General features: G+C 75.2%; 14 protein-coding genes. 10 read left to right on the top strand and 4 right to left on the bottom strand.

Annotated elements, in window-relative coordinates; all coding sequences use genetic code 11:
* The first annotated feature begins 150 nt into the window (after window positions 1–150).
* The 3 genes from ABZW14_RS09770 to ABZW14_RS09760 are packed head-to-tail and all read left to right on the top strand — an operon-like array spanning window position 151 to window position 4,530.
* Window positions 151–2,496 carry a lysylphosphatidylglycerol synthase domain-containing protein gene (locus ABZW14_RS09770; protein ID WP_355342643.1) on the top strand — a complete coding sequence of 782 codons (2,346 nt, stop codon included), beginning with the start codon at window positions 151–153 and terminating at the stop codon, window positions 2,494–2,496.
* 40 nt (window positions 2,497–2,536) lie between these two features.
* Window positions 2,537–3,775, top strand: a complete 1,239-nt coding sequence (locus ABZW14_RS09765; protein WP_355343148.1) for a glycosyltransferase — start codon at window positions 2,537–2,539, stop codon at window positions 3,773–3,775.
* Window positions 3,772–4,530 (top strand): polysaccharide deacetylase family protein, encoded by a 759-nt coding sequence (locus ABZW14_RS09760; RefSeq protein ID WP_355342640.1) that lies wholly within the window; start codon window positions 3,772–3,774, stop codon window positions 4,528–4,530. The genes ABZW14_RS09765 and ABZW14_RS09760 overlap by 4 nt, the downstream gene beginning before the upstream one ends.
* A 24-nt stretch (window positions 4,531–4,554) precedes the next feature.
* Here ABZW14_RS09760 and ABZW14_RS09755 read toward each other — a convergent pair whose 3' ends face one another.
* Both ABZW14_RS09755 and ABZW14_RS09750 read right to left on the bottom strand, forming a co-directional pair.
* Entirely contained in the window at window positions 4,555–5,592 is a 1,038-nt protein-coding gene (locus ABZW14_RS09755) for a HAMP domain-containing sensor histidine kinase (protein ID WP_355342637.1), read from the bottom strand.
* A gap of 4 nt (window positions 5,593–5,596) precedes the next feature.
* The gene (locus ABZW14_RS09750; protein ID WP_355342634.1) at window positions 5,597–6,250 is read right to left on the bottom strand and encodes a response regulator transcription factor; all 654 of its coding nucleotides are present in this window, start codon (window positions 6,248–6,250) and stop codon (window positions 5,597–5,599) included.
* Window positions 6,251–6,512: 262 nt separating this feature from the next.
* On the opposite strand from ABZW14_RS09750, the gene ABZW14_RS09745 reads away from it, so the two are divergent.
* The 6 genes from ABZW14_RS09745 (at window position 6,513) to ABZW14_RS09720 (ending at window position 19,727) form a co-directional block, all read left to right on the top strand.
* A complete protein-coding gene (locus tag ABZW14_RS09745) occupies window positions 6,513–11,645 on the top strand; it encodes an IPT/TIG domain-containing protein (RefSeq protein WP_355342631.1) in 5,133 nt (1,710 codons plus the stop codon).
* A gap of 71 nt (window positions 11,646–11,716) precedes the next feature.
* Entirely contained in the window at window positions 11,717–12,976 is a 1,260-nt protein-coding gene (locus ABZW14_RS09740) for a multicopper oxidase domain-containing protein (RefSeq protein WP_355342628.1), read from the top strand.
* A 13-nt stretch (window positions 12,977–12,989) separates the two neighbouring features.
* Entirely contained in the window at window positions 12,990–14,291 is a 1,302-nt protein-coding gene (locus ABZW14_RS09735; RefSeq protein ID WP_355342625.1) for a multicopper oxidase domain-containing protein, read from the top strand.
* A gap of 20 nt (window positions 14,292–14,311) precedes the next feature.
* A complete protein-coding gene (locus ABZW14_RS09730) occupies window positions 14,312–17,281 on the top strand; it encodes a multicopper oxidase domain-containing protein (protein WP_355342622.1) in 2,970 nt (989 codons plus the stop codon).
* 56 nt (window positions 17,282–17,337) lie between these two features.
* Window positions 17,338–17,805, top strand: a complete 468-nt coding sequence (locus tag ABZW14_RS09725; protein WP_355342619.1) for a hypothetical protein — start codon at window positions 17,338–17,340, stop codon at window positions 17,803–17,805.
* Window positions 17,802–19,727 (top strand): copper resistance CopC family protein, encoded by a 1,926-nt coding sequence (locus tag ABZW14_RS09720; protein WP_355342616.1) that lies wholly within the window; start codon window positions 17,802–17,804, stop codon window positions 19,725–19,727. The genes ABZW14_RS09725 and ABZW14_RS09720 overlap by 4 nt, the downstream gene beginning before the upstream one ends.
* A 195-nt stretch (window positions 19,728–19,922) precedes the next feature.
* Here the strand turns inward: ABZW14_RS09720 and ABZW14_RS09715 are convergent, their stop codons facing one another.
* The gene (locus tag ABZW14_RS09715; RefSeq protein ID WP_355342613.1) at window positions 19,923–20,948 is read right to left on the bottom strand and encodes a LacI family DNA-binding transcriptional regulator; all 1,026 of its coding nucleotides are present in this window, start codon (window positions 20,946–20,948) and stop codon (window positions 19,923–19,925) included.
* A 140-nt stretch (window positions 20,949–21,088) separates the two neighbouring features.
* Between ABZW14_RS09715 and ABZW14_RS09710 the strand changes: the two genes are divergently transcribed.
* A complete protein-coding gene (locus ABZW14_RS09710; protein WP_355342610.1) occupies window positions 21,089–21,925 on the top strand; it encodes a M15 family metallopeptidase in 837 nt (278 codons plus the stop codon).
* A 37-nt stretch (window positions 21,926–21,962) separates the two neighbouring features.
* Here the strand turns inward: ABZW14_RS09710 and ABZW14_RS09705 are convergent, their stop codons facing one another.
* Window positions 21,963–23,000: a M36 family metallopeptidase gene (locus ABZW14_RS09705; protein WP_355342607.1), complete on the bottom strand. Its 1,038-nt coding sequence runs from the start codon at window positions 22,998–23,000 to the stop codon at window positions 21,963–21,965.
* Window positions 23,001–23,016: the final 16 nt, after the last annotated feature.

Raw genomic sequence — 23,016 nt, 5'->3', positions numbered from 1 at the left:
CGACCGGGCGGATCGCGGCGTTGCCGCCCGCCCCGGCCGCGGGCCGCCCTATGGTCGTCTCATGCGCGACACCGGGGCAGCCGTCGGGACGACGGACCCGGCCGCGCGCCCGGCCGCCGGTCGCCCGCCCGCCCGCCGCTGACGCCGGCGATGCCCCGGACCCACCGGCCGTCACCGGCGCTGGTCCTCAGCCTGCTCCTGTCCGGCGGACTGTTCGCGCTGGTCAGCTCCTGGGCGCGGCACCGGCCGCCCGGCCGCTGGGAGCGGGACCTGTTCGCGCTGGTCAACCAGGTCCCGGGCCCGGTCGGCCCGGTGCTGGTGCCGGTCATGCAGCTCGGCGCGTACCCGGCGATCCTGGTCGCGGCGGCGGGCGCGGCGGTGGCCCGGCAGTGGCGGCTCGCCCGGGACCTGCTGATCGCCGGGAACCTGGCCTACTGGGGAGCCGTGCTGGCCAAGCTCGTGGTGGGCCGGGCCCGGCCGGCCGCCTTCCTGGCCGAGATCCGGTTCCACGAGACCGTCACCGGGCGGTACGGCTACCCGTCCGGGCACATGGCGGTGGCGACCGCGCTCGTGGCGGTCCTCGCCCCGGTGCTGCCCCGGCGGCTCCGCCCGTTCGCCTGGCTCGCGGTGGCCGCCGTCGGGACGGCCCGGATCTACGTGGGCGCCCACCTGCCGGTCGACGTGCTGGGCGGGTTCCTCGTCGGCTGGTTCATGGCCAGCCTCACCCGGGTGATCGTCGGCGACGTGGGGCCGGGCGGCACGCTGGGGCGGCTGCGACAGGTGCTCCTCGGTCGCGGAATCGAGGCGGTCGAGCTGTTCCCGGTCCGTGGCGACGCCCGGGGCTCCCGGCCGTTGCGGGTCACCACCGAGGACGGCCGGTGCCTCTTCGTCAAGGTCACCGGGGGCAGCCAGCGGGACGCCGACTGGCTCTACAAGCTCTACCGCCGCCTGCGCTACCGGGGCATCGTCGACGAGCCGCCGTACGTGACCGCGAAGCAGAAGAGCGAGCACGAGGCGTACCTCCTGCTGCGTGCGGAACGGGCCGGGGTGCGGACGCCGCGGCTGGTCGCCACCGCGACCGACCCGGCCGGGGACGCGCTGCTGGTGCAGGAATTCGTGCCGGGCCGGCCGCTCGACGCGCTGGACCCGGCCGAACTCGATGCGGACCTGCTCGACGACGTCTGCCGGCAGGTGGCCCGCCTGCACCGGGCCGGCCTGGCCCACCGGGACCTGCGGGCGGCCAACGTGCTGGTCGCGGACTCCACCGCCTGGCTGGTCGACCTCGGCTTCGGCACCGACGAGGCGACCGCCGACCAGCAGGCCCGGGACCTGGTGGAACTGCTGGTCACGCTGGCGGCACTGGCCGGCGTGCGGCCGGCCGTGGCAGCCGCCGTCGGGCAGCTCGGCGCCGCCGCGGTGGCGGACAGCCTGCCGTGGCTCCAGCCGGCCCTGCTGTCCCGCGCCGGTCGGGCGCTCGCCGACCGGCGCCCCGGCCTGCTCGACGAGCTGCACGAGGAGATCGCCCGTCGCTGCCCAGGCCGGCCCCACCGCCTCGCCCGGGTCGTCCGGATCACCCGCCGGGACGTCTTCCTGCTGGTCATGCTCGGCCTGCTGGTGCACTTCCTCTTGCCGCAGGTCGGCCAGGTACGCGCCGCCCTGCACGCGGTGGTCCACGCCGCCCCCCTCGCCGTGACCGGGGCGCTGCTCGCCTCGGCCGCCACCTACCTGCTGAGCGCGCTGGCCCTGCGGCTCGCCGCCGCGGGGCGGGTGCCGCTCGGCCGGACGGTCGCGGTCCAGGTGGCCGCCTCGTTCGTCAACCGGCTCGCGCCGGGCGCGCTCGGCGGCGCCGCGCTGAGCATCCGCTACCTGCGCCAGCAGGGCCTGCCCGTACCGGCGGCGGCGACCGCGGTCGCCGTGGACCGGGTCGCCGGCGTGCTCGGCGTCCTGCTCCTGCTGCCGGTGCTGCTGCCGTTCGCCCGGGGCACCCGGCGGCACCTGATGAACGCCGCCACCGGGCGGGGCCTGACGGTGCTGCTGATCGTGCTCGGCGTGCTGCTGGTCGTCGCCGTGGCCTTCGCCGTACCCCGGTGGCGGGTCTGGTTGCGTTCGGCCCGGCGGCAGGCCGTGGACGCGCTGCGCGCGCTGGCCCGCGGCGGCCGGATCCTCCCGCTGCTGACCGTGAGCGTGGCGCTCACGATCGCCTACGGGGCCGCGCTGTACCTGGCCCTGCTCGCCGTCGGCCTGCCGACCGACCCGGCGCTCATCGCGCCGGTGGTGCTGGTGTGCGTGGTGGGGGAGGGGGTGTCGTCGGCCGCGCCGACCCCGGGCGGGCTGGGCGCCACCGAGGCGGCCCTGGTCTCCGGCCTGCTGCTCTACGGCGTCGCCGTGGACACCGCCGTCGCCGGCGTGCTGGTCTACCGGCTCGCCACGTTCTGGCTGCCGGTGCTGCCCGGATACGCGGCGTTGCGCCTGCTCGTCCGCCGCGGGGCCGTGTGATCGCGGCGTGGAACCCGCGACCGTGGGTATGCGCCGCGGCATGGAGCGCCCCGGACGGATCGTGGTGGTCTCCGCGGACATCGGCGCCGGCCACGACACGGCCGCCGCCGAGCTGGCGCGGCGGCTGCGCGGCCGGGGCCTCGTGGTGGACCGGCTGAACCTGCTGGAGTTGCTGCCGGCCCCGGCGCGCTGGGCGGTCCGGGAGGCGTACCGGGGCATCCTGCGGTCGCTGCCCTGGTGCTACGACGTGCTCTTCAACCTCACCGGCCGGACCCGGGTGTCCGCTTCGGTGCTCCGGCTGCTGCTCCGGCCGGTTCGCCGCCGGATGCGCCGCGCCATCCCGCCGGACACGCGCGCGGTCGTGACGACCTACCCGTTCGCCAACCAACTCCTCGGGCCGCTGCGCCGCCAGGGGCGGCTCGTCGTCCCGGTCATCAGCTACGTGACCGACTTCGTCGTCCATCCGACCTGGCTGGCGCCGGGCGTGGACGTCTACTGCGCGGTACGGCACGCCGAGGTGCGCCCGGAGGGCGCGGCCGACGACGTCGAGGTCGCGGTGGTCCAGCCCCTGGTCTCCAGGGCCTTCGCCGCCTCGGCGGCGGTCGACCGCCGGAACGCCCGGCAGCGCTTCGGCCTGCCGCCGGACGAGCGGCTGGCGCTGATCGTCGCGGGTGCCTGGGGCGCCGGGGACATCGCGGCCACGGCGGCCGAGGTCCGGGCCACCGGGTCCGCGCGCCCGGTGGTCGTGTGCGGCCGGAACGCGGAGCTGTACGAGCGGCTACGCGGCCGCGAGCACGTCTTCGGCTGGGTGGACGACATGCCGACGCTGATGCGCGCGGTGGACGTGGTGGTGGAGAACGCCGGTGGCCTCACCTGCCAGGAGGCACTGGCCTGCGGGGTGCCGGTGGTGACGTACCGGCCGATCCCGGGGCACGGGCGGGCGAACGCCTCGATCCTGGCGCGATCCGGCCTCACCCGGTGGGTGCCCGGACCGGACCAGCTCGGACCGGTGCTGGCCGCGCTGTTCGGCGAGCCGGACGGTGAGCGGCCGGACCGCGCCGCCGACCCGGGGGCCCACCTCCGGCCCGCGGCGGCCGGCCGCCCGTCGCGCCCCGACCTGGAGCCGCCCACCGACCCGGCGGGCCTGGTGGCCGAGGCGGCCAGCCGGGCCGGCAGCGCGGGCGCCGAGGCGCGTGGTCGCCGGACCGTCCTCGACTCCGTCGGTGACGCGGTGGCGGTGGTGGCCGCGTTGCTCCAGTCCACCGGCGGCCCGCGGTGACCGGTGGCCCGGTACGGGCCGGCCGGGCCATGGCCGTGGCGCTTCCGGTGCTGCACCTCGCACCGGCCCTCACCGCGCTGCCCGCCGTCCGGCGTCGGTTCTTCCCCGGCCTGCACGGTCTCGGCCCGCCCGACCGGGTCGCGCTCACCTTCGACGACGGCCCCGACCCGGAGTCGACCCCGCGGTTCCTGGAGGTGCTGGCGGCGTACCGGGTCCGGGCCACCTTCTTCCTGCTCGGCGCGATGCTGGACCGGGCCCCCGACCTCGGGCGGGAGATCGTCGCCGCGGGCCACGAGGTGGCGGTGCACGGCTGGCGGCACGACGACCTGCTGCTGCGCGGGCCGGTGGCGACCGTCCGTGACCTGGCCCGTGCCCGGTCACTGATCACCGCCGTCACCGGCGCGACCCCACGGTTCCTGCGACCGCCGTACGGGCTGCTCACCGGCACCGCCGTGCTGGCCGCCCGCCGCCTGAAGCTGGAGCCGGTGCTGTGGAGCTGCTGGGGGCGGGACTGGACCCGCACGGCCACCGCCGACTCGGTGTACGAGACGGTCCGGTCCGGCCTGGCGGGCGGCGGCACCATCCTGCTGCACGACTCGTCCTGCGCGGGCGCGCCCGGGGCCTGGCGGGCCGGGCTGGCCGCCCTGCCCCGGTTGCTCGCCGAGTGCCGCCGCCAGGGCTGGACGGTCGGGCCGCTCGGCGACCACCGGAGCCTGCCCCGGTCCGCCGCGCGGAGCCGGCCGGTCGGCACCTGACCGTCCCGGCCGGAACGGCGGTGGTCAGGCGACCGGCTGCCCGGCGGCTGCCGGGCGGACCGGTTCGAGGCGCACCGGGGCGGGGTCGGGCACCCGCAGCCCGACCCGGGCGCCCCCGTCCGGTCCGGCGCCGATGGTGAGCCGGCCACCGAGCGCGCCCGCCACCGCGCGGACGATGGCCAGGCCGAGCCCGGTGCCGGTGGCGGTCGGGTGTCCCGGTCGCCCGTCGAGCAGGTCGGCGACCGCCTCCGGCGCGATGCCGGTCCCCGAGTCGACCACCTCCACCGTCCACCCGGTGGCGTCCCGGTGGCCCAGCAGCGCGATCCGGTCCCCGGGACCGGTGAACTTCACGGCGTTCTCGACGAGGCAGTCCAGTGCCGCCTCCAGCCGCTCCGGATTGACCCGGGTCGGCCCGACCGCCGACCGGCAGGACCAGGCCCGGTCGGCCGCGGGCGCCCAGCGCCGGGCGATCCGGGACAGCTCGACGTCCAGGTCGACCGGGCGGACCGGATGCTGCTGCTCCAGTTGCATCAGGGTGACCAGCCGGTGCGCGATCCGGGTCGCCTTGTCGAGTTCTTCGAGGATCACCGCGGTGTCCGCCACGGTCGACGGGTCGTCGTGGGTGCCGCGCAGCAGCTCGGTGTAGCCGCGGGCGATGGTCAGGGGCGTCCGCAGCTCGTGCGAGGCGAGCCGCACCAGCAGCTCCTGCCGGTGCGCCCGCTCGCGGTCCGCCTCGCCGATCCGCCGCATCTCGTGGAGCAGCACGTGCCGGCGGTGCACGTGCCAGGCCATCACGATGAAGATCACCGCCATGAGCGGCTCCTCGGCGGTCTCCTCCCAGCGGATCTCGCCGACCGCCGCGTGGTGCGCCAGGATCACACCGGTCGTGCTGGTGACCCCGGCCAGCGCGCCCACCATCCACCGCAGCGGCCAGGTGGTGAAGCCGTAGACCAGCGCCAGACTGATCCAGACCAGGTGGAACGGCACGGTCTCCTGCCCGGGCAGGAGCCACATGAGCGCGACGTTGACCGTGGCGAAGAGCAACCAGGCCCAGGCGAGCACGCGGTCAGTCGACGGCGTACGCATAGCCCACGCCACGCACCGTCTCGACGCGGTCCGGCCGGTCCAGCCGCCCGCGCAGCCGGCGCACCGACACGTCGACCACGTTGCTGCCCGGGTCGAAGTCCAGGCCCCAGACGTCGGACAGCAGCTCCTCCCGACTACACGGCCGGCCGGCCCGGGTCATGAGGTGCTGCAACAGCAGGAACTCCCGCAGCGGCAGGTCGACCCGGACCCCGTCCACGGTGGCCCGCCGCCGGTGCAGGTCCAGCTCCACCGGGCCGACCCGCAGCCACCGGCCCGCGTCACCGGCCGGCCGGCCGCGCATCCGGGCGCGTACCCGGGCCAGCAGCTCGGCCACCGCGAACGGCTTGCCCAGGAAGTCCGCCGCGCCCGCCTCGAGCACGGCGACGCGGGTGCTGACCTCCGGCACCGCCGAGAGCACCAGCACCGGCTGCCCGGGCCGCTGCGCCAGCAGCCGGTCCAGCACCTGCCGGCCGTCCAGCCCGGGCAGCATCAGGTCCAGCACGACCAGGTCGAAGTCCCGGCGCAGCGCGGCGTCCAGGCCCGCCGTCCCGGAGGCGGCCCGCTCGGTGAGCAGGCCCCCGCCCTCCAGTGCCCGCGTGACCAGCCGACCGATCCGCTCGTCGTCCTCGATCACCAGTACTCGTCCCACCGTGCCCCCACAGACCTCGGCGATTGTCTGGTGACTCAATGAAGCGCGTCCGATCCGGACTCACGCCACCGCCGAACGGGGTGGATTCCTGTCGCCGTTCCGACACGACCAGTAGCCGCCCGGATGACGATCACATGACGGCGTGGTCATAAGCGGTCGCCGACGGCCGCACGCTGCCCATGCTCCTGTCACCGGCCCGGCCGCGCGTCGTCGCGGCCGGCTTCCGCTGACCGAGGGGGGTGAGGGCATGCCGCGTCGTTCCGTCTGGCCGCGCTGGTTCGTGTCCGCCAGTTGCCTGCTGCTCGTCGGGTTCGTGGTGCCACCGGGCCCGGCCGCCGCCGAGCCGACCACGGGCGCCGTCACCCTGGCGGTGGTCAGCGCCCGCACCGTGGGTCCGGCGCCGCAGATCCAGCAGGGCGACCCGGTGACCGACTACCGCTGGATGATCACCGCGGACGACACCGGCGACCCCCACGACGCGCCCGAGCACTGCCTGCCCGCCCGGGCCGGAGTGGCCAGCGCCCCCGACTTCGCCGACCACTGCCGCTGGCCGTCCATCCGCAACACCCCGGGCGCGGTCCCGGTGGTCGCCCAGGGCGACCAGGACACCCTCTCCCGGGGTACGGCGCTGGACGGCCTTCCCGCCGGCCGCTACCTGATCTCGGTGACCGCCGACGGCTACAAGATCGACGGCGAGCACTTCACCGTCATCTCGGGCCAGACCGGCGCGGTGACCGTCGGAATGCAGCCGTACCCGCTGCCGCTCGGCACGGTCCGGCTGCGGATCTTCGAGGACAGCGTCCCGGTCGACGGCACCTACGAGGTGGGCGCGGAACGCGGGCTCGCCGGTTTCACCGCCCACCTGGCCGACGTGATGGGCGAGGTGACGGTCGACTACTACGGCAACCCGCTCTGCACCGAGTACCGGCACACCGCACCGGACGCCACCCACCCGGCCGGTCAGGTCGTCTTCGACGACGGCCGGCCGGTCATCGCCCGGGAGTCCACCGGCTGCCGCAGCGACGCGCACGGTGACATCGTCATCCCCAACCTCGGCCCCGACCGGTACGCGGCCTCGGTGGTCGCGCCGAGCGGACAGACCTGGGTGCAGACCACCACCCTGGAGGGCGGCCACGACTGGGACGTCTGGGTGCAGGAGGCCGACACCGGCTACGACACCGAGCAGAGCCTGGGCGGCGAGCCGGTCCCGTACGTCGACTTCGGCTTCGTCGCCCCGAAGCCGCTCGGCGGCACCGCCGCCGGCGGGATCACCGGCACGGTCGTGCAGGCGTACACCTATGTGGGCGGTCAGGGCGGTGTGACCCTGCCGGCCGACGGGGTGGCCGGCGCGAAGATCGCCGGCCCGGTCGCCCGGCCCTGGGTCGCCCTGTCCGACCTGGGCGACGGCGACCGCATGATCTACCTGGACCGGGGCGCCGCCGACGGCACGTTCCGGATCCCGCACGTCCCCGACGGCGACTACCAGCTCACCCTCTGGGACGGCCCGCAGGAGATGCTGCTCGACTCGTTCAACGTGACGGTCAGCGGCGGGAAGACCGTCGACATCGGCGCGAAGCCACTGGTCGGCTGGTTCACCGAGATCACCGGCACGGTGTTCGTCGACACGAACGGCAACGGCCGGCAGGACCCGGGCGAGAGCGGCGTGCCGCGCTTCCCGGTGGTGCTCAAGGAACGCGACAACTCGCTGATGGACCAGGGCACCAACAGCGTGGTCACCGACAGCGCCGGCCACTACGCCATCAAGGAGGCGTACCCGCTGACCAAGTGGCTGGTGCTGGAGGCGTTCAACACCCGCTACAAGACGACCGGCATCACCTACCAGGCGCCCAACGAGCCCGAACCCACCACCCTGCTCGGCGCGGCCGTCGACGTGGACGTGCTGCCCATCATCGGCCTGTCCGGCCGGGTGGACTGGGGCGTGCTGCCGTACCAGGGCGCGGAGAACGGCGGCATCGCGGGCACCGTCACCTACGACACCACCCGCAACGAGCTGGACCCGGCGAACGCGGCGACCGAGCCGTACCAGCCGGGCATCCCCGGCATCAAGGTCCACCTGTACGCGGTGGCCCGGGACGCCGACGGCGACCCGGTACGCGAGGCGGACGGCTCGCTGCGGAAAGGCCCGGAGCTCAACGACGCGTACACCTCGGAGACCTGGCAGCCGGGGCGGGGCTGCACCGCCCGGATGTTCGACGGGCGCCCGCTCACCGACCAGCTCGCCCTCCCCGACTTCGGGAGGGAAGCGGACCGGATGTGCGTCGAGGCGCCGATGATGGGCTTCCAGGCCGCGCCGACCGATAACGACCCGACCAACTTCGGGCAGACCGTCAACGGCAACTACGCGTTCGCCGACTCGAAGCTGAACCTGATCCCGCCGGGCGACCCGGCCAACCCGGGCGCGGATCACGACCTGCCCCTGTACGCGCCGCTGCCCGACGGCCAGACGCAGCCGTTGGTGCCGGACGACTACCTGGTCAGCGTGGAGAGCCCGACCAACCCGGTCGGCGGCGGCGCGATCTACCAGCCCACCCGCGAGGAGGACGTCAACGTCTTCGACGGCGACGGCTTCCTGCCCCAGGAGAACTTCCCGCCCGCGCCCGACCAGGCCGCCGACCAGCCGGCGCCGCCCGACCCGCAGCCCGACCCGGGCGAGCCGCCGTCGCAGGGCAACGGCATCACCTCCGCCTGCGCCGGGGCCCTGCACACGGTGCACGTCACCGACGCCGGCTTCCTCGACGGCGGCGGCAGCCCGTTCGAGGGCCAGCGCCGTCCGCTCTGCGACACCAAGCTCGTCGAGGTCCGCGGCGGGCAGGCCAGCGCTCCCAACTTCAACCTGTTCACCCCGGTGCCGCTGCCCACCCACTTCTGGGGCCTGGTGATCAACGACCTCGGGCTGACCCACGACAAGCGCAGCGCGAACTACGGCGAGGCCGAGGGCATCCCGAACCTCCCCGTCGGTCTGTACGACTGGGCCGGCCGCCTCGTGGACACCGTGGACACCGACTTCAACGGCATGTACGAGGCGATCGAGCCGTCGACCAGCACCTACAACTGCCCGCTGCCAGCCGGCCCGTGCCCGAACATGTACCGCTTCGTCGGCAACGACCCCGGCCAGCCGGGCCACCTGAACGGCAACTACAACCCCCGCTACCGGACCATCGCCACCAACTTCCAGGCCTGGCCCGGCCTGTACACGGTCACCGACACCGCGCCCACCGCGGTCGCGGCCGTCGGCATCTCGCCCGGGTCCGGGCAGCTCGGCGCGGTGCAGTGCGACCCGGCCGGGGACGCCCCCCAGCTCTTCGCGGTCTCCCGGCCGTTCCTGCGCAGCACCGACACCGACCGCCGGGTCACCATCACCGGCACCGGATTCGGCACCCGCGGCCCGGGCAGCGCCGTCGTCGTCGACTCGGCGGGCACCGATCCGACGGTGACCATCACCTCCTGGTCCGACCGGAGGATCGACGTGACCCTGACCGGCGGCTCGGTCGGCCCGGCCGAGCTGCGGGTGACCGCCGCCAACGGCCGGCGGACCACCAACGGCCTCACCTTCCAGCTCCTCGGCGCCACCACCGGCACCGGAGTCGGCGGCGCGGCCAACCCGCGGCTGTTCCAGGTCAAGCCGCCCGGCTGGGCGGTCCGCGCCGGGGAGACCACCTACGGCACGGTGCAGTCGGCGCTGGAGGCGGCGGCCACCGCCGGCGGCATCGCGGTCGTCGCGGTCTGGCCGAACACCCCCGGGCCGGACAACCCCGCCGGCGCCTACTACGAGAACGTCGTCGTGCACTCCTCGGTCCGCCTCCAGGGCGTCGGCCCGGGCGGCCGGTACGCCGACAACACCACGGTCGCCGGGTCCGTCCTCGACGGCCGCGCGTTCGGCATCGACAACCCGACCGGCACGGCCTGGCTGAACCTGGTCGGCTCCCTGCCGCACCTCGGCCCCGAGTCGGTGCCCGACGGCGCGGTGGTGACCGTGCTGGCCCGCTCGGGCCAGTTCGGCTCCGGCAACCCCGTCATGATCGACGGCTTCCGGATCACCGGCGGCAACCAGTCGGACTTCGCCGGGAACGTCAACGACGTCACCGGTGGGGTGACCACGCCGTACGGGGCACCCGGCGCGGTGGTCACCCAGGGCGGCGGTGTCTACCTGCACGCCGGCGCCGACTACACCCGGATCACCGACAACGTCATCGTCGCCAACAGCGGCTCCTACGGCGGCGCGATCCGGATCGGCACCCCCTACCTGAACACCAGCAACGACCACGTGAGCATCTCCCGCAACCAGATCCGCGACAACGGCGGCACCAACCTGGCCGGCGGGATCGGCATCTTCGCCGGCAGCAACGCGTACTCGGTGGACCACAACGCCATCTGCGGCAACTTCTCCGCCGAGTACGGCGGCGGGATCAGCCACTACGGCCTGTCCTACAACGGCCGGATCGCCGCCAACCGGATCTGGCTCAACCAGTCGTACGACGAGGCCGGCGGCATCATGGTGGCCGGCGAACTGCCGCCGGACCCGACGCGGCTGTCGCCCGGCTCCGGGGCCGTCGAGGTCGACGCCAACGTGGTGGAGGCGAACCTCGCCAACGACGACGGCGGCGGCATCCGGCTGCTCCAGGCCGGCAACGTGCCGATCTCGCTGACGAACAACATGGTGGTGGACAACATCTCCACCCACGAGGGCGCCGGCGTCGCGCTCGACGACGCGCCGGACGTCCGGATGGTCGACAACACGGTGGCCGGCAACATCACCACGGCGACCGCCGCCACCAGCAACGGCCGGGCCGCTCCCGCGGGTCTCTCCACCACCGCCAACAGCGAGCAGCTCCAGGCCACCCTCCCGGACGGCTCGCCCACCTTCAGCAAGCCGAAGCTGTTCGACAACATCTTCTGGGACAACCGGGCCGGGGAATGGAACGGCGTGCGGGTCACCGGCATCGGCGCCGCCGACGCGCCCGCCGGGGAACCGGTCCGGCACTGGGACATGGGCGCCGCCGACGGGGTGGGCCCGCTGACCCCGACCAACTCGGTGCTCCAGGACACCACCGGCACCACCCTCAGCGGCACGAACCGGGTGGGTCTCGACCCGGCGTTCCGCAGCCCGTTCCCGGTGTCGGTGCAGATCCTGACCTCGCGCACCTTCCCGTCGTTCCGCCAGGCGGTGATCGTGCTCCAGCAGGTCCCGCTCACGCAGATGGGCGACTGGCACCTGGCCGGGGCCGGCTCGTCGGCCAACGGCCTCGGGGTCACCTCGCGCACGTACGGCTCGTTCACCCTCACCGCCCCGACGGTCGACATCGACGGCCAGTCGCGCAGCACCACGCGGCCGGACGCCGGCGCCGACGAACTGCCCTGACCGTCCGCGGGCGGCCGGCCCACACCGGACGCCCGCGGATCCCGCCCGTTCCCACCGATGGAGGAGAGATCGTGACCGATCCCGTACGGCAGCCGAGCGTCAGCCGGCGTGCCCTGCTGGCCGGCGTCACCGGTCTGGGCACCTGGGCGGTCCTGCCGGAGCGCGGCTCCGACGCCCAGCTCCGCCAGCCGGCCGCGGTGCTTCCCCGCGCGGTCCCGAACCCGACCGCGTCCCTGCACCTGGCCGCCACCGACGGCTGGGTCTCCATGCCGCAGGGCGCCCCGCCGATCAGCCCGTTCTGGCCGGACCCGCTGGCCCCGGCCGGTGCCGACCTCTACGTCTTCGGCTTCCGCGACGTCACCGGCCTGTCCGCCACCCAGGTCACCGCCCAGCGCGGCAAGGCGCAGGTCAGCGCCCCGCTGCTCGGCTTCGACCAGGAGACCGACATCAGGATCACGCTGACCAATCTCGGCCTGTCGGTCCGCCCCGACCTCACCGACGGGCACACCGTGCACTGGCACGGCTTCCGCAACGCCATCCCGCTCTTCGACGGCGTGCCGGAGCTGTCCATCTCGGTGCCGATCGGCCGCGACTTCACCTACTTCTACCGCCCGCACGACGCCGGCACCTACATGTACCACTGCCACTTCGAGGACGTCGAGCACGTGCAGATGGGCATGACCGGGATCGTCTACGTCCGCCCCGCGCAGAACGCCGGCACCGCCGACGTGCCACCCGGCAGGTACGTCTACAACGACGGCGACGGCACCACCCGGTACGACCGCGAGTTCGCCCTGATGCTCACCGAGGTCTGGGCCGAGGCGCACTACCGGGACGCGCACATCCAGACCACCGACTGGACCGACTACCGGCCGTCCTTCTTCGCCTTCAACGGCCGCTGCCACCCGGACACCCTGGCCCCGAACGGCGACCCGATGAGCGCCGCCGCCGGCCGGCTGCGCTACCAGCCGATCTCCTCGCTGATCACGGCCAACGCGGGGGAGCGGGTGCTGCTGCGGCTGGCCAACCTCGGCTACCAGAACCACACCGTCACCGTGGACGGCGTCGACCTGCTGGTGGTCGGCAAGGACGCCGCGCTGCTGCGCGGCCGCGACGGCAGCGCCGAGTACCAGGTGACCAACACCGTGCAGATCGGGCCGGGGGAGAGCCGGGACGTCATCTTCACCGCGCCCGACCCCGGCACGTACCTGCTCTACGACCGCGACCTGATGTCGCTGGCCAACGCCGGCGGCGGACGGGGCGGGCAGCTGACCGAGATCCGGGTCTCGCCGCCGGGCACGCTGCCGGCACAGACCCGGGCGAACGCCTGAGATGGGGGTTCCGATGCTTCGTCTCGACCGCGGCCGGTGGAAGCGGCTCAGCGCGGTGCCGCTCGTCGCGGCCATCGTCGCCGTGCTCGTCGTCCCCGGACCGAGCCAGTCGGCCGCCAGCCCGCCCGCCGGCCTGGAGTGCCTCACCGCCGGCGACAACGCCTTCGACCTCACGGCCACCGGCGGGTACGCGGCCATGCCGGACGGCAACACCATCTACATGTGGAGCTACGCGGCCGGCGGCGGCGCCTTCCAGCTGCCCGGCCCGACGCTCTGCGTCACCTCCGGGGTGCCCGTGACCGTGGTGCTGCACAACAGCCTGCCCGAGCCCACGTCGATCACCTTCCCCGGCCAGGTCCAGGTGCTCGCCGACGGCCGGCCGGCGCAGCCGGAGACCGACGCCGCCGGCACCCTCACGTCGCTGACCACGACGGCCGCCGCCAACACCGGCTCGGTCACCTACACCTTCACGGCCGGCCCGCCCGGCACCTACCTCTATGAGTCCGGCACGGACGCCCAGAAGCAGGTGCAGATGGGCCTCTACGGCGCCCTCGTGGTCCGCCCGGCCGGCCACCCGGAGCGGGAGAACGACCGCGCCGACTCGGCGTTCGACCCCGACCGCGAGTACCTCTACCTGCTCGGCGAGATCGACCCGGACCTGCACCTCGCCGTCGAGCGGAAGCGAGCCTACGACTTCACCCACTACAAGGCCCGATACTTCACCATCAACGGGCGCAGCATGCCGGACACCATCGCGCCCAACCACGCCGACTGGCTGCCCGCCCAGCCGTACGGGGCGCTGATCCACATCCGCCCGTACGACCCGGTCGGCAACCCGAAACCCGCGCTGATCCGCTATCTCAACGCCGGCTCGGTGAGCTACCCGTTCCACCCCCACGGCAGCGACGAGCAGCTCATCGCCCGCGACGGCCGGCCCGCGCAGGGCCCCGGCGGGCAGGACCTGTCCTACTCCAACTTCCTCATCGACGTGGCTCCCGGGCAGACCGTCGACACGCTGATGATCTGGAAGGACGCCGAGCACTGGGACCCGCAGGGCAATCCGATCCCGGTGCCGCTGCCCTCGTTGCAGGACCAGATCGTCGGCCCCGGCCCGGAGACCTGGTTCGCGGAGAACCCGTACCTCGGCGGCGAGCCCGGCGAGCTGCCGCCCGGCGTGGTGCAGAACAACCAGTGCGGCGAGTACTACCACGTCGCGCACAGCCACGCGCTGGAACAGGCCACCAACTACGGGGCGAGCTTCGGCGGAATGATGACGCTGATCCGCATCGACCCGCCCGCCGGATGCCCGGCGTGATCAGGCAGGGGAGGGCGACGATGACACTGACCCGTACGCCTCGGCTGGTCGCCGGGATCGCGGCCGCGCTGCTGGCCCTCGGCCCGGCCCCGGCGAACGCCGCGGCACCGCACGCGGCTCCCACCGGGCGGGCGCCGGCCACCCTCGCCGGGGAGCCGGCCCCGCCGCAGGGCGTGCTGCCGCAGACCGGCTGCCAGCTCGCCGGTGGCACGGCCACCTGCGAGCTGTGGGCCAAGCCGGGCTCGGTGGTGCTGCCCGGCGCCGCCGCGCCGGTGCCGATCTGGGGCTTCGCCTCCACCGGCGCCGCCCCGGCCACGCTGCCCGGGCCGGTGCTCGTGGTGGACCAGGGCGACCGGGTGACGATCACCGTGCACAACGGACTCGGCGACGACCTGGCGCTGGCCCTGCCGGCGGTCACCGGGCTCGCCCCCGACCGCACCGGCGCCGCACCCGGCGGCACCCGCAGCTACGCCTTCACCGCGTCGCGCCCCGGCACCTACCTCTACGAGGCCGGGCACACCGCGCTCGGCCCCCGGCAGGTCGCCATGGGCCTGGTCGGCGCGCTGGTGGTCCGCGCTCCCGCCGTCGGCGGGCGGCCCAGCGCGTACGGGGACGCCGCCTCGGTCTACGACGACGAGGCGGTGCTGGTGCTCACCGAGGTCGACCCGGCCTTCAACGCCGCCCCGCGCACCTACGACATGCGCGCCTACGCCCCGGCCTACCGGCTGATCAACGGCAAGGCGTTCCCGGAGACCGACGTGGTCGCCACCGACGTCGGCCGCCGGGTGCTGCTGCGCTACGTCGCCGCCGGGCTCCAGCCGCACCCCATGACCCTGCTCGGGCTGGACCAGTCGGTGGTCGGCCAGGACGCCCGTCCGGCCGCGTACCCGGAGGCGGCGGTGACCGTGCCGCTGCAACCCGGGCAGGCCGTCGACGCGGTGGTGGGTGTGCCGTCCGGCCCGGACGGGCGCCGCTTCGCGCTGCTGGAGTCCGGCGGGCGGCTCAACAACGCCGGCCAGCGCTACGGCGCCACGGTCACCGGGGTCAGCCCCCAGCAGGCGTTCGGCGGCATGCTCACCTTCCTGGACACCAACCCGCCACCCGTCAGCGGCGACCACGCCGGCCCGACCGCGGCCAACGTCCGGGCCGCCCCGAACCCGGCCAGCGTGCGCGACGCCGTGACCGTCACCGCCGACTTCACCGACGCCCGCAACGGCAACTCGGTGGTGGACCGGGCCGAGGCGGTCGTCGACGACCTGCGGGTCGCCGAGGGCACCGGCATCCCGTTCACCGCCGCCGGCTTCGGTGCCGGCCCCACCGTCACCGGGGCCACCGCCGCCCTTCCCGCCGACCTGCTCACCACCCTGGCCCAGGGCCGGCACACCATCTGGGTACGCGGCCACGACGTGGCCGGCAACTGGGGCGTGGTGGGCAGCACGACGCTGAACCTCGCGGTCACCGGGGCGGTCACCACCGGGGTCACCCTCAGCCCCAGCCCGACCGCCGGCACCGGCGACATCGCGATCTCCGCCACCGGCGACGACCGCGGCCTCGGCGGCACGGTCACCGGGGCCGAGTACTTCGTGGACACCACCGGGGCCAACGGCACCGGCAACCCGCTCGCCCTGGGCAGCCCGGGCGCGGCGGTCAGCGCCGAATCCGGCACGGTGCCCGCCGTGGTGGCCGCGGCACTCGCCGAGGGCCGGCACACCGTGCTGGTGCACACCCGCGACTCCTTCGGGCTCTGGGGCCCGTACGCCACCGCCGACCTGGTCGTGGACCGCACGGTGCCGACGCTGCTGTCCGCGGCGGTCGACCCGGCCGCCACCGACGGCCGCACCGGATCGTCGTCCGACCCGACCGACCTGCGCATCAACGCCGCCTTCACCGACCCGGCCGGCGGCGGGACCCACTCCGTCATCGCCGGTGCGGAGGGCTTCCTCGACGCGGGCGGCGCGGACGGCACCGGCTTCACCTTCGTGGCCCTCGACGGGTCGTTCAACGGCGGCACCGAGAACACGTACGGGCTGCTGCCGCTGAGTGAGTTGACCGGGCTCGCCGACGGCGCCCACCAGGTGCTGGTGCACGCCCGCGACTCGGCCGGCAACTGGGGCCCGCTCGCCGCGGTCGGCTTCGTGCTGGACCGCACCGGGCCGGTGATCAGCGCGGTCACCGCCGCCCCCAACCCGACCGCCCGGGCGGCGACGCTCACCCTGAGCGCCACCGCCACCGACGCGGCCTCCGCGGTCGCCGCCGCCGAGTGGTACGAGGGCGCCGACCCCGGCGCCGGCCACGGCCACCTCATGACGGTCAGCGGCGCCACCGTCTCCGCCACGGTCGCCCTCAACGGGTTCAGCCGGGGCAGCCACACCCTGCGGGTCCGGGCCCGGGACGCGCTGGGCAACTGGGGCACGGCCGGCAGCGTGACGGTCACCGTGGACCCGCCGAACGCGATCTTCGCCGACGCCTTCACCGGCGGCACGAGCGCCTGGTCACAGGTGAGCGGCACGGTGTCGGTCAGCGGTGGGCAGCTGGTCGCCGGCACCGTCGGGTACGTCGTGGACACCACCCCGGCCGCCGAGCGGACCGTCCACACCAGGGCCGACGTCATCCTCGGCACCGTCAACCCGCAGAGCGCCGTGGTCACCGTCCAGCAGCTCCGCAACGCCTCCGGCGGGGCCCTGGCGGTGGTGCAGTACCGGCGCAGCAACGGTGTCGACCAGTTCCGGCTGGGGCTGCTGCGGCCGGCGGGCTGGGCGTACACCGGCTGGGTTGCCGCGGGCGGCGGGACCGTGCGGCTCGACTGGGCCTCGGCCACCGCGGGCTCGGCCACGCTCAAGGTCGGCGCCGTCACGGTCGGCACGCTGACCGGCGACACCAGCGGCTACACGGTGGAGTCGGCGGCGCTGGGCCTGGTCGCCCGTACCGCCACCACCAGCGGGTCGCTGCGCTTCGACAACTACGCCGCCACCCGCTACACCGCACCCTGACGCCCATGGGGGCCGGGCGCCCGCCCGGCCCCCATCCTCCCCGAGGAGTCCTGACCATGGTCGCGATCCCGTTCCGCATCCCGCGCCCCCGCCCCGGCCGGCTGGTCCTCGCGCTGCTCGTGCTGGCGCTGGTCGCGGTGTCCGTCGTCCGCTTCGGCGGGTACGCCGACGCCCGCCAGGGCTACGCCGTCCCGCACGACGGGCAGCTGGAGGCCACCCTCGGCATCCGCTTCACCCAGGCCGCCGTCGTCGGCGACGGCGGCCTCGTGGAGCTGCGGTACGTGGTGCTGGACACCCAGAAGGCGTCGGCCTTCCAGAACGACACGAAGCATCCGCCACGACTGCGCAACGAGCGCTCCGGCAAGCTGGCCTGGCGGGCGGCGCTGATGAAGCAGGGCCACGAGCTGCGCCCGGGGCAGAGCTACTACCTGCTCTATCTGAACAACGGCAGCGCGATCAAACGTGGCGACAAGATCGAGATCACGTCGGGGCAGCGCCGGCTGGCCCACGTGCCGGTGCGGTGAACGCCGTGCGCCGCCGGTTCGGCCGTCTCCTCGCCGCCCTCGCCGTGGCGGGCCTGACCGTGCTGGCCGGGCCCGCTCCGGCGCAGGCCCACGCGTACCTGGCGAGCAGCGCGCCCGCCGACGGCGCGGTGCTCGACCGCGCGCCCGAGACGCTGACCCTGGCCTTCACCGAGCACGTCGAACTGTCCGCCGCCCGGGTGGCCCTGGTCGACGGCGACGGCCGGCACTGGGCGGTGACCGGGCTGGCGCTGCGCGGCGAGGACGGGGAGCCCGCCGCCGCGGACGCCGACACCGAGGAACCGGTCAGCCTGGTCGCCGGCCTCCCCGCCCTCCCGCCGAACACGTACCACGTCTCCTGGCGCACGCTGTCCAGCGACGACCTGCACACCACGAGCGGGACACTGGTCTTCGGCGTCGGCCGGCAGGTCACCGCCGCCGGCGCCGCCGGTCCCGTCGGCCCCGGCCCCCGGGAGACCGCCGCCCGCGCCGCCGGCCTGCTCGGGCTCGCCGTCCTGCTCGGCGGCGCCGCCCTCACCCTCCTCGCCGGCCGCCGCCGGCCGCCGGGGCCGGCGTTGGACCCCGCGCTCCGGCGGCGGATGCTCGTGGTGTCCGGGTACGGGGGAGCGGTGGCGCTGCTCGCCGCGCCGCTGCAACTGGCCATCCAGCTCGCCGGAGCGGCCGGCGGGTGGCGGCTGCTGTCCGACCAGCTCACCGGTGGCCGCTGGCTGCTCCGCGAGGCCGGCATCGCGGCCCTGCTCGCGGTCGTGCTCGGCGCCGCCCACCGGCTCCGTACGGCGCCCGACGCGCGGATCGCTCCCGTGGGTGTCGTCGTCGGGCTGGCCGGGGCGCTCGCCGCGGCGGCCGGCACCGCGCTGCTCGGCCACCCGGCGGGCAGCCCGGTCCGCACCGCGCTGGTCGGCGGCGGGCACGTCCTCGCGGCCGCCGGCTGGGCCGGCGCGGTGCTGGTCGCCGTGCTCGCCCTGCTCCCCCTGGCCCGCCGCGCGGCGGACCGGGCCGCCCAGCTCCGTGCCCTGCTGCGGGCGTTCGCCGCCCTCGCGGTCGGCTGCGTCACCCTGCTCGTGCTGACCGGACTGCTGCTCACCGGCCCCCAGGTGGCCACCGTGGACGCGCTGCTCGGCACCCCGTACGGGCTGCTGCTGGTGGCCAAGGCCGGGGTGGCCGGGTTCGCCGGTCTGCTGGGGTTGCGGACCGCCCGGCGGCTGCGCCGTGCCGACCTGCCCCGCCGGGGCCTGCTCGCCGAGGCCGGGGCGCTCGCGGTCGTCCTAGGCCTGGCCGGGGCGCTGGCCGCCGCCGGGCCCGCTCGGGGGCCCGCCTTCCCGGTGGCCGGCGCGGCCCGGGCCGAACCGCAGGTGGGTGGCCAGATGGCCGACCTCGTCGACACCGTTTCGGTCCGCCCCAACCGCCCCGGCCGCAACATCGTGAGCATCACCGTCGGGGACACCCGGCGGCCGGCGCCCGGGCCGGTGACCGGGATGTCGCTCCTGCTCACCGGGCCGAACGGGGAGCGGGCCGTGCATCCGGTGACCCGCACGGCCGACGGCTGGGTGGTGGCGGTGGACGACATCCGTACCCCGGGCACCTGGCGGGTGGGGGTCACGGTGCTCCGCGACGGCCTGCCCCCGGTCACCGCCACCCACCCCTGGCTGGTGCCGGCCGGGGAGAGCGCCACCGTCCCGGTCCGCGTCTCGGCGGCCCCGCTGCGGCCGGCGCTGGACCGGGCGACGCTGGCTCTGGCCGTGGCGGCGGCGCTCGCGCTGGTCCTCGCCGGTGCCCGGTGGTGGCGACGCCGGCGGCGGCCCGGACGGAACGGCGACCAGCCACCGCCCGCCCCCACGCCCGCAGCGGCCGGACACCCCGGCGAACCGGTCGGGGCCGGCGCGCGGGTGGTCAACTCCGGGTGACGACCGCGCCGGGCCGGGGAGCCTACCCCGCACCGCCGTTCGCGCGCCGCGAATCCTGGCCATCGAGCCGGCAGGCTCGGCCGTGGGGCTGGCCGCGGGCGGGCGGTGTCGCATCGAGACGATCTGGCTGGGGCTGCCGCCCGGTGCGACCCGTGCCGGCGCGGAGGTTCCGGAGGACGACTGAGAGGGCTCGGCCTACCGGCCGGCCGGGCGCGCGGTGCTGTCCCGCACCACCAGCTCCGTGGCAAGCTCCACCCGCGGCGACTCGATCTCCTCGCCCTGGGCCAGCCGGAGCACCGTGCGGGCGGCGAGCCGGCCCATCTCCACCAGCGGCTGGCGCACCGTGGTCAGCGGCGGGGAGGCCCACCGGGCCTCCGGCAGGTCGTCGAAGCCGACGACGCTCACCTCGTCGGCGACCCGCAGCCCGCGCCGGCGGACCGCCTCGTAGACCCCGAACGCCATCTGGTCGCTGGCCGCGAAGATCGCGGTGGGCGGGTCGTCGAGGTCGAGCAGCCTGGTGCCGGCGGTGAAGCCGGAGGCGTGGTAGAAGTCGCCGGGCTGCACGAGCCGGTCCTCCGGCGGCACGCCGGCCGCCTCCAGCGCGGCCCGGTAGCCGTCCAGCCGGGCGCGGCTGCACAACAGGTGGGTTGGCCCGGCCACGAAGCCGATGCGGCGGTGGCCCAGCCCCAGCAGGTGTTCGGTGGCGGCCAGGCCGCCGGCCCAGTTGGTCGCTCCGATCGCCGGCACGTCCGTGCCCGGCACCCCGGTGGCGGGGTCGACCACCACCATCGGCACGTTGAGCCGGCGCAGCTGGGCGTGCACCGGCGGGGCCAGGTGGGAGGTCACCACGATGACCCCGTCCGAGGCGCGGGTCCGCAGGTTCTGCAACCACGTGCGGGTCGAGGTCGACTCGCTGTGGATGGCCGAGACGACGGTACCCACCCCGGCCGCGTGGCCGACGTCCTCCACGCCGCGGATGATCTCCACGGCCCACGGGCTGTCCAGGTCGTTGAAGACCAGGTCGACCAGCTGCGCCCGGCGCACCGTGCGGCTGCCCCGGCGCTGGTAGCCGTGGTGGCGCAGCAGTTCCTCGACCCGTTCCCGGGTGTCCGGCGCCACGTCCGAGCGCCCGTTGAGCACCCGGGACACGGTGGGCACGGAGACACCGGCCTCCCGTGCGATCGCGGTGATGGTCACCCTCGGCTCGTCGTCCGCGTTCACCCGTGTCTCCTCCGCCGGCCGGAGGTGCCGGCCGCCCGGGACGGCGGGCCCGCCCCAGCGGCCATCTTGCCGTACGGGCGCCGGTTGACGAACCGCCGATGCCGGCCCGGGGCACGGGCGGTGCTGGTAGACACGGCAGGGTGGGGACCGGGACACGGGTGGCCGCGGCCCTGGCCGCGCTGGCCACGGCGCTCGCCGCGGGCTGTCAGCGGCCCGCCCCGCGCCCGGCCCCGTCACCCACCCCACCCCCCGCGCCGTCGGCGAGCCCGAGCGGCCCCCGCGCCCCGGCCGACGTCGTCGACCTGGCCGCCGTCGACCCGGGCATCCGCACCGACATCCGGTACGCCTCCGCGCACAACTTCGTCGGCCGGCCGGTCAGCGGCTATCCCGAGCCGCTCTGCCTGCTCACCCGCCGGGCCGCCGAGGCGCTGCACCGGGTGCAGGCCGCCGCCCTGGCGCAGGGCCACAGCCTCAAGGTGTACGACTGCTACCGCCCGCAGCGGGCGGTGGACGAGTTCGTCGCCTGGGCGAAGCTCCCCGGCGAGCAGCAGATGAAGGGTGAGTTCTATCCGGACGAGCCGAAGAGCCGGCTCTTCGCCGACGGCTACATCGGCGCGCCGACCGCGCACAGCCGGGGGAGCACCCTCGACCTCACGCTGGTCCCGGTGCCCACCCCCGACCAGCCGGCGTACGTGCCGGGTCAGCCGCTGACCGCCTGCACCGCTCCGGCCGGACGGCGCTTCCCGGACAACTCCGTCGACATGGGCACCGGCTTCGACTGCTTCGACCCCCGCGCGCACACCGCCGACCCGCGGATCACCGGGGTGGCCCGGGCCAACCGGGACCTGCTGAAGCGGCTCATGACCGCGCAGGGCTTCGAGAACTACCCGCGCGAGTGGTGGCACTACCGGTACGTCGACGAGCCGTACCCGGACACCTACTTCGACTTCCCGGTGGCCCGGTCGTCGCTGCGGTGAGCGCCGCCCCGGCGGGGAGCGGCGCCCACCGCGGCGGTCAGAGGATGCCGCGCGCGACGAAGGCGGCCCGGGTCGCGGTCGCGGCCTGGGCGCCGTAGAGACGCTGCGCGGCGGCCACGGTGGCCAGTGCCGCGTCCCGGAACGTGACGTCCGTGGTGAAGGCGAACTGCGCCTCCACGATCAGCGTCGTGGCCCGGCGGTCACCGAGCGCGGTGCGGATGTCCCACAGCGCGCGGGACCAGATCTCGCCGTCGGCGTGCACCTCGCCCACCAGGTCGGCCGGGTAGACCTTGGTGCCGTCGAGGCGGCGCAGGCAGTGCGGGGCGGTGCGGGTGTAGGAGACCGAGTCCCAGTCGGCCACGCAGGCCTCCGGGGTCCTCGTCGGCACGCCGGTGGCCCAGCTGGTCACGGCCACCGCCAGGTAGTCGCCGAACGCCTCGCCGATCGCGCCGGACTCCAGCGTGGTGCCGAAGCCGGGCACCTGGCCGTCCTGCACCGAGTGGCCGTACTCGTGGACGATCACCTCGGCGTCCTCGCCGTCGTCGACGCCGCCCTTGCCGAGGGTGATGTTGGCCTTGTCCTCGCGGAAGAACGAGTTGTCGCCGCCGTACTGGTCGATGCGCAGCTCGATCTGCCGCTGGTTGACCGGCCGAAGCGTGCTGCCGAAGCCGAGCGACTGGAGGTACGCCTGGGCGGTGTTCACCCAGTGGTAGCCCATCACCTGCTCGAACTGGTCGGCGTCGCGGTGCACGGCCGGGTACGCGCCGTCCACGGCACGGGCCGGGGTGCCGGTCTTGCTCTTGACCACCACGTACTTCCCGCTGAGGGTGCCGGAGCCGTCCAGGTTGGTCAGCAGCACCGGCCGGTACGCCCCGGCGAGCGCCGGGTAGTCCGCGTCCTTCTGGTCGGTCAGCGACTGGTCCCCGAGCTGCTGGACGGGGTTCGGCGCGAAGACGGTGGCGGTCGCGGTGTGGTCGTAGGTGTCGCCGGCGGCCTGGACGGTGGTGCCGCCGGCCACGAGCGCCGCGGTGACCGCCGAGGCGACCAGCGCGGTACGTCGGATGTGGGGGTGCATCGTGATCCCTTCGGAG

Source organism: Micromonospora sp. NPDC004551 (assembly GCF_040609975.1).
Classification (GTDB): domain Bacteria; phylum Actinomycetota; class Actinomycetes; order Mycobacteriales; family Micromonosporaceae; genus Micromonospora.
This window is presented reverse-complemented; position numbering and strand designations above follow the sequence as displayed.